This window comes from Dokdonella sp. (assembly GCF_035703485.1).
Classification (GTDB): Bacteria; Pseudomonadota; Gammaproteobacteria; order Xanthomonadales; family Rhodanobacteraceae; genus Dokdonella.
The window spans coordinates 1-7,753 of the sequence record NZ_DASSYD010000134.1 but is presented as its reverse complement, the minus strand read 5'-3'; the positions used below and the strand labels follow the sequence as shown (position 1 = coordinate 7,753).

At 59.2% G+C, this 7,753-nt stretch carries 6 protein-coding genes; 5 read left to right on the top strand and 1 reads right to left on the bottom strand.

The genetic code is table 11. The features are described from left to right. From VFN25_RS10480 to VFN25_RS10470, 3 genes are all read left to right on the top strand, one after another. The coding region (locus VFN25_RS10480; protein WP_325141611.1) for an exodeoxyribonuclease VII large subunit at nucleotides 1-347 on the top strand (347 nt) is incomplete at its 5' end. A gap of 190 nt (nucleotides 348-537) precedes the next feature. Beyond that, nucleotides 538-2,178: an acetolactate synthase large subunit gene (locus VFN25_RS10475; protein WP_325141609.1), complete on the top strand. Its 1,641-nt coding sequence runs from the start codon at nucleotides 538-540 to the stop codon at nucleotides 2,176-2,178. Nucleotides 2,179-2,241: 63 nt separating this feature from the next. Further along, nucleotides 2,242-3,678: an aldehyde dehydrogenase family protein gene (locus VFN25_RS10470; RefSeq protein WP_325141607.1), complete on the top strand. Its 1,437-nt coding sequence runs from the start codon at nucleotides 2,242-2,244 to the stop codon at nucleotides 3,676-3,678. A gap of 1,233 nt (nucleotides 3,679-4,911) precedes the next feature. Here VFN25_RS10470 and VFN25_RS10465 read toward each other — a convergent pair. Further along, a complete protein-coding gene (locus tag VFN25_RS10465; protein ID WP_325141605.1) occupies nucleotides 4,912-6,165 on the bottom strand; it encodes an NAD(P)/FAD-dependent oxidoreductase in 1,254 nt (417 codons plus the stop codon). A 306-nt stretch (nucleotides 6,166-6,471) separates the two neighbouring features. Between VFN25_RS10465 and VFN25_RS10460 the strand changes: the two genes are divergently transcribed. Further along, nucleotides 6,472-6,786 carry a hypothetical protein gene (locus VFN25_RS10460; protein WP_325141603.1) on the top strand — a complete coding sequence of 105 codons (315 nt, stop codon included), beginning with the start codon at nucleotides 6,472-6,474 and terminating at the stop codon, nucleotides 6,784-6,786. 119 nt (nucleotides 6,787-6,905) lie between these two features. After that, complete coding sequence (locus VFN25_RS10455; protein ID WP_325141601.1) at nucleotides 6,906-7,406, top strand: C40 family peptidase; 501 nt, start codon at nucleotides 6,906-6,908, stop codon at nucleotides 7,404-7,406. The last annotated feature ends 347 nt before the right edge of the window (nucleotides 7,407-7,753 follow it).

Below are 7,753 nucleotides of genomic sequence, written 5' to 3'. Positions count from 1 at the left end.
ATCTCGAACGCCGCCTGACCCGACTTGCACGCGGCCACATGCGACTCGCCGCGCTCCATCCGCGACAAAAGCTGGCGCTGGCCAATGACCGGGCGAAGGCGATTGCCACGCGTCTGACCGCCACGATGAACCATCGCATCGAACGCAGACGGGCACATCTGGGTCAGCTCGCGCGTGCGCTGCATGCGGTCAGCCCGCTGGCCACACTGGCTCGCGGCTACTCGATCCTGATCGATTCCGACTCCGGCGCGGTTGTCCACAGCGTGGCTCAGACCAGCCCGGATTCACGCTTGCGAGGCATCGTCGCTGACGGTGAATTGCGCCTGCGAATCGACAACAGCAATTGACCCGCATCCTGAACGACGCCCACAATCGGGCTCACCCTCTGCTGAGCAGACTCATCAGTTCACCCGAAAACCCTCGACATCGACGTGATCCAGGTCCGATTTTTATCGCCTGCGCGTATTGAATTGAAACGTCCCGTTCCATCAAATCAAGCACCATCCACCCGTCATCAACGAGATTGGAGAAATGCGCATGAAAGCTTCGGATCTGTTTATCAAGGCACTTGAAAGCGAAGGTGTCGAATACGTTTTCGGTATTCCCGGCGAAGAAAACCTCGACCTGCTCGAATCACTGCGCAATTCATCGATCAAACTGATTCTGACCCGTCACGAACAGGCAGCGGGCTTCATGGCGGCGACGTACGGACGACTGACCGGCAAGGCCGGTGTCTGCCTGGCCACGCTCGGCCCCGGCGCAACCAATTTCGTCACCTCGGCGGCGTATGCCCAACTCGGCGGCATGCCGATGTTCATGATCACCGGGCAGAAGCCGGTCAAGGCCTCCAAACAGGGCCATTTCCAGATTGTCGATGTTGTCGACATGATGAAGCCGCTGACCAAATACACGCGCCAGATCGTCTCGGCCGACAACATTCCGGCTCGCGTGCGCGAATCGTTCCGCCGCGCTGAAGAAGAGCGGCCAGGTGCCACCCATCTTGAGCTGCCCGAGGACATCGCCAAGGATGAAACCGATGCCTTCGTCCTCCAGGCCAGCTACCACCGACGTCCGATCGCCGATGAAAAGGCGATCCTGCGCGCGATCAAGGCCATCAGTGAGTCGCAGCGGCCGATCCTCATGGTTGGCGCCGGTGCCAACCGCAAGCTCAGCAGCAAGATGCTGCGCCAGTTTGTCGAAAAATTCGGTATCCCGTTCTTCACCACGCAGATGGGCAAGGGCGTACTTGATGAAACCCACCCGCTCTGGCTCGGCAACGCCGCGTTGTCGGATGGCGATTTCGTCCATCGCGCGATCGAGCATGCCGACTGCATCATCAACGTCGGTCACGATGTCATCGAGAAGCCGCCGTTCTTCATGCGTCACGGCAAGCGCACGGTCATTCATGTCAATTACCTGACTGCCGAGGTCGATACGGTTTACTTTCCGCAGATCGAAGTTGTCGGCGATATCGCCAATGCAATCTGGCGTTTCAACGAGATCCTCAAGAAGCAGGCACACTGGGATTTCTCCTACGACGACAACGTGCGCAAGCACCTCGATGCGCATCTGGCCAAGGGTGCCGACGATTCGCGTTTCCCGATCTATCCGGTGCGCATGGTTGCCGACGTGCGCAAGGTCATGCCTGATGACGGCATCCTCTGTCTCGACAATGGCATGTACAAACTCTGGTACGCGCGCTACTACCGTTGCACGCTGCCAAACACGATGCTGCTCGACAACGCCCTGGCGACCATGGGCGCCGGCCTGCCTTCAGCGATCGCGGCAAAGATCGTCTATCCGGATCGCAAGGTCATGGCCATCGCCGGCGATGGCGGCTTCATGATGAACTCCCAGGAAATCGAAACCGCGGTCCGACTCAAGCTCGACCTCGTCATCCTGCTCATCCACGACGACGCCTACGGCATGATCAAGTGGAAGCAGGCCAACATGGACTTCCCGAACTTCGGCATGGACATGACAAATCCGGATTTTGTCAAATATGCCGAAAGCTACGGTGCTCACGGTCATCGACCGAAATCGACCGAGGAATTTGCGCCACTGCTGGCAAAGTGCCTCGATACACCCGGCGTTCATCTGATCGACCTGCCGATTGACTATTCTGACAATGACCGCGTGCTCAATCGCGAGATCAAGGAACTCAGCGCCGAGTTGTAATAATCGGCGTGTTGCCGATCAAGCGCAGCACCATTCATTCGTCCGTTGATGCAGGAGCGCAGCATGCTCAAGTCCAGCTATCCCTACTATTTGGCCAGCAAGGCCGTGTTCGCAAACACCGATCTCGAGGTCACTGACAAATTCAGTGGCGAAGTCGCCATGCGGGTCGCCCTGGCCGACGCCAAGGCCATTGACTCGGCCATTGCTGCTGCCGTTGCCGCCAGCGAGCCGATGCGCAAGTTCGCGCCGTACCAGCGCCAGGCCGTGCTCGAACACTGCGTCAAGCGGTTTCGCGAGCGCTACGATGAACTGGCCATGGCCTTGTGCATCGAGGCCGGCAAACCGATCAAGGATGCACGCGGTGAAGTCACCCGTCTGATCGACACGTTCAAGGTCGCCGCCGAAGAGGCAGTACGCATCAATGGCGAGGTGCTCAATCTCGAAATTTCGGCGCGGGCCAAGGGCTATCGCGGATTCACCCGGCGCGTGCCGATCGGACCGTGCTCGTTCATTTCGCCGTTCAATTTTCCACTCAACCTGGCCGCACACAAGGTTGCACCGGGTATCGCCGCAGGCTGCCCGTTCGTGCTCAAGCCAGCCAGTCGCACGCCAATCGGCGCGCTGATCATCGGCGAGGTACTGGCCGAGACCGATTTGCCCAGAGGTGCATTCTCGATTCTGCCTGCGCATCGCGATGGTGCCGATCTGTTCACCACCGACGAACGTCTGAAACTGCTTTCGTTTACCGGATCGCCAGCTGTCGGCTGGGATCTCAAGGCCAAGGCTGGCAAGAAAAAGGTCGTGCTCGAGCTTGGCGGCAACGCGGCCTGCGTCATCGAATCAGATCAACATGAGCATCTGGATGCAGTCATCGAACGCGTGATCTTCGGAGCATTTTATCAATCCGGACAAAGCTGCATCGGCGTCCAGCGCATTCTCATCCACGAGGATATCTACGATGATTTCCGCGATCGCTTTGTCGCCGCTACCCGCAAGCTTGTCGCCGGTGATCCGAAGGACGAGAAAACCTTCATCGGTCCGATGATCGACGTCAAGGAAGCCAAACGCCTCGACGAGTGGATCCAGGAGGCCGTAAAGGACGGTGCCACCCTGCTCTGCGGTGGCAAGCGCGATGGCGCCATGCTCGAAGCCACGGTGCTGGAGCGCGTCGGTGCCGATCAGAAGGTCAATTGCATGGAAGCCTTCGGCCCGGTTGCCATCCTGCAGCCGTATGCGGATTTCGACGAAGCCTTGAGCATCGTTGACGACAGCGAATTCGGTCTCCAGGCAGGCATCTTCAGCAATGACATCAACCAGGCCATGCGCGCCTGGGATCGCCTCGATGTCGGTGGCGTCGTGATCGGCGATGTACCGAGCTTCCGCGTCGACAACATGCCGTATGGCGGGGTCAAGGATTCCGGTCTGGGTCGCGAAGGTATCCGCTATGCGATCGAGGACATGACCGAGCTGCGCCTGCTGGTCATTCGCGATCACGATTGAGGATCAAACCGATTCAAGGCGAGTTCAGTCGATGCGCCTTGAATCGAATGACACTTGATTCAGAGGTAGATCCACCAGCCTCCGTTTGTGGTGAACCGAGCTTCCCCCGAACCTGATCCTGTCTCGTGATCAAAAGTTTCGACGTTGATTCCCGGTCAGTTTCGTAATACTCGACAGCAGACTTTCCGCGCTGCGACAAGCGCAGAGCAGCGCTCGGCTGCTCTGAAGCAAGATAAAAAATTCTCGATTCATTTAGATCTTTACGCCGCTCCGCGGCGCGGCATCCCTGCCTTTTTTCACTCGCCTCAGGCGAGCGAGTCACTTTCTCTTGCGTGGCCAAGAGAAAGTAACCAAAGAGAAGGCCACCCCATTGCAGCGGTCTCCGGGCTCCTGCCCTCCGACTACGCAACGCGACTCCGGGGGTTCGCCGACAGTCCATCCCTGGACTGGCGTCGAACTGGGCGCAATCCATTGCGCCCACCCTGCGGGCAATCCCTGCGTCACGTTGCCGCTGCATAGGGGCCCGGTTACTGCGCATTCGGCAACTGCTCCTGCGTTGCTCTACCTCCTGCATCCATGCAGTCGCCTGCGCAGCCAAGCCGAAACGGATTCCAGCAAGCTCGCGTCTTTGGCTTTGGCTTTGGCTTCGGCATTACTCTTCGCTTTGGCGCGCACGATGCGCGCTAAACGGGGTCCCCTCGATCGCGGCGAGGTTGCGGAAGAAATGTCCGAAGGATGGCCCACAGGAAGTGGGCCAGTTCGATGCCAGTCCATGGATGGACTGTCAACGAACCCCGGAGCAGCCTCGCGCACCTGGAGCACAGGGACTGTGCGCAAGGCGCAATCGCGGGGTGGCCTTTCTCTTGGTGCCTTCTCTTTGGCCACGCAAAGAGAAGACACTCGCTCGCCGGGAGGCGAGTGAAAAGAGGCAGGGATGCCGCGCGACGAAGGAGCGTGCTCTAGAACCATCAAGTCACGGTCGGCAACTGCTCCTGCGTTGTGCTGCACATGGATGTGCGAATGTCGCGTGCGCAGGATGCGCAGGAGGACCTCTCGACCGCTTGTTCCCAACGCGGTTCTACCGCCTCCATCCATGGAGGCGTACCTCCTGCATCCATGCAGTCGCTTCAAGCCAGCGCAACAATGAGCTGCGCGCAGACAGGTGTCGCCTAACCGATTGTTTTTGTTGAAACAGGTGGCTTCAAGAAGGTCCGCCACTTGATCAGCGCTGCCTTAGCCAAAGCGGGCCAGATTGAACGGTTCAAGGTCGATGGATGGCTTCTCGCCAGCAATGACCTCGCTGATCAGCAAACCGGTCACGGCCGACATGGTCACACCCAGCATGCCGTGGCCCGTGGCCATGCACAGGTTGTCGATGCCGCGTACACGGCCGAGGATGGGCAAGTCATCGGAAGTCATCGGTCGCCAGCCGTACCATTCCTCCTGCATCTCCGGGCCTTCCGGTTCGTGCAGATAAATTTTGGCTGCGCGACGCAAGGCATCGAGCCGGGTCTGGTTGAGGCTGGTGTCGTAGCCGGCGAATTCCATCGTGCTGCCAAGACGATAGCCGGAACCCCACGCGGTTACGCAAACGCTGGCTTCTTTCAGGGTCAACGGCGTACGCGGACAATTGGCCGGGCGTGAATAGGTGATCGAATAGCCTTTGCCTGGCTGGATCGGCAAACGAAGTCCGATCGACGCTGCCAGCTTTGCCGACCAGGCACCAAGCGCAAAGACAACCTCATTCGCCGAATAGTCACCTTTGTTCGTGCGTACGCGGGAAATGTGACCGCGCTCGACCGCGATCGAATCGATATGCGTTTCCTCGTCGATCTTGCCGCCGTGCTCACGGACCACGCGCGCCAGTTCGGCAACGTATCGATCGGGCCGCAACTGGGCATCGCCGGCATTGAAGTAGCCACCGACCACGCCGTGTTTGAGCGACGGCTCCATGGCTTCGATCTGTTCGCCGTCAAGAATCTCGACTGGAATCCCGACCTCGGCCAGGCAGCGTTGAAACCAGGCTGAATGCTCGAAACTGCGCTGGTCACGATAGACGTGCAAGGTTCCGTGCGCCTGATACTCGCAATCGAGCTTGTCGCGCTCGACGATCTCGGCAATCAGCTCGGCCGAACGCAGCAGTAGCGGTGCCTTGAGTGCCGTTGTCTTGGAAAAGTCGCTCCAGTTGCAGCGTCGACGAAATGCATACAGCCAGCGCATCAAGGCGGGATCAAATCGCGGTTTGATGCGTAACGGAGCATCGCGCTTGAGCAGCCAGCGCATTGCGGTACCGACCACACCCGGCATGGCCAGCGGCATGGCATGACTTGGCGTCAGCGTTCCGCAATTGCCGTGCGAACTTCCGCTGCCAACCATGGCCTGGTCGACTACCGTCACCTGGCGCCCCGCGGCGAGCAACTGGCGGGCGCATGCCAGTCCAATCACACCTCCGCCCAGAACCAACACGTCCGACTCAGTATTTTTCATAGCCGCAGATTCTACGACAGTGCCCACGAACCACTACAAGAATTGCTCACTTCGAGCGATTCCAGGCAAGCACACCGGGGCAAGGCGCGCAATCGTTGCTCGGTCGAAGTTTGTCACGATGTGACGAAACTGGACTGTGTCGACAATTTGGCCCCGAACGGGCCTCGTTCTGCGCCCGTTTGTGCCGGAGACGTCCGTTTGCCAACAAGATTGCTGCCCGGGCTCGTGGCTGCGAATCCGTGAGAGCGAATTGGCATGAAGCCTGCATATCTGTAAACAGCTGAGGAAACCAAAGAGGGATCCAACATGAATGTTTCGTCCAATGAAATGCTGTTGACCTTGCGCTCACCGACATCCGGCTGGCTTGCTGCGGTCATTTGCGCCCTCGATGAAGCCTTGCTTGATCCCGATTTCAGCGACCAGCATCGCGACATGCTGCGCAGCTTGCTCGATGCCGGACAGGTTCCGGAAAACGTCGCCGCCGCTTCGCAGGAGCGCCTGCACCAGTTCGAGGAAGCCGTGCAGACCCTGCACGAAGCCATGGTCAGCGACGCCGAGGCACTTTTCGAAGAACCCGCAGTCCAGACTCCGCGTTTGAAACTTTGCGCCAGCGCAGCCTGATTTTTCCAGAGACGTCGCACGTTTCCGAATCCGCGTGCGGCGTTTCTTTTTGTCTTTCAGCAACGCTGATCAAGTTGCCTTCAGTTGACACATCGCCCGACCTGACCCAAGGTCGGGCGATGTGCTTTCTGCGACCCACAATCCTGCTGCTACTGCTTCTGCTGTGTGCCTGCGGCAAGACCGAGACACGCCCATCGACGTATGCCTCGGGCGGTGCGGAACGCCCTGCATCGGATACGACCGTCCTCGCCAATGCCGTCCTGTTTCGCGCGATGTCCCTGGTTGGCACGCGCTATCGCTACGGCGGCAACACCCCGGAAGCCGGTTTTGATTGCAGCGGCCTGGTCGGCTATGTGTTCCGTGATGCCGCCGGAATTCGCCTGCCGCGCACCTCGGCCGATATCGGCAAACTCAAGCGACCGGATGTCTCACTCGGGCATTTGCAGAGTGGCGATCTGGTCTTGTTCGCTGCCCATCGGAAGATCAGTCATGTCGGCATCTACGTCGGCAACGGTCGATTCGTGCATGCCCCGAACAGCGGCGGCACGGTGCGGCTTGACCGTCTCGATGCCCCCGGCTGGAAGGAAACCTTCCGCAGCGGCAAGCGCGTGATCCAGTAGCGCGCTGGGCAGGCTGTAGAAATCCAACTCAGTCGGCACGATCCTGCAGCAAAACAGGTCTCAAGATGCTCATTTTCCGCATTTGGACTGTGCCTTTTTCGGCCCGTTTCACTTTGTCTCGCACTCGCCTGAGCGAATTTCAATGGGCTTTAGGGCAACGCTGATCAAGTGGCCCAACCGTCATGGCATTCAGAAGGTTCGCCGGACGTGCTGCGTGGCGAAGTGAAGGCTGGTTGCCTTGACCAGCCGCGCGGTGCGGCTGGCGGACCTTCTGGATGCCACCTGTTTCAACAAAAACAATCGGTTAGGCGACACCTGTCTGCGCGCAGCTCTTTGTTGCGCTGGCT

Bases quoted from the DNA above. Each gene is read 5' to 3' on its own strand.
- VFN25_RS10455 (WP_325141601.1), top strand. From the start codon at position 6,906: ATGTGCTTTCTGCGACCCACAATCCTGCTGCTACTGCTTCTGCTGTGT.
- VFN25_RS10470 (WP_325141607.1), top strand. From the start codon at position 2,242: ATGCTCAAGTCCAGCTATCCCTACTATTTGGCCAGCAAGGCCGTGTTC.
- VFN25_RS10465 (WP_325141605.1), bottom strand. From the start codon at position 6,165: ATGAAAAATACTGAGTCGGACGTGTTGGTTCTGGGCGGAGGTGTGATT.
- VFN25_RS10460 (WP_325141603.1), top strand. From the start codon at position 6,472: ATGAATGTTTCGTCCAATGAAATGCTGTTGACCTTGCGCTCACCGACA.
- VFN25_RS10475 (WP_325141609.1), top strand. From the start codon at position 538: ATGAAAGCTTCGGATCTGTTTATCAAGGCACTTGAAAGCGAAGGTGTC.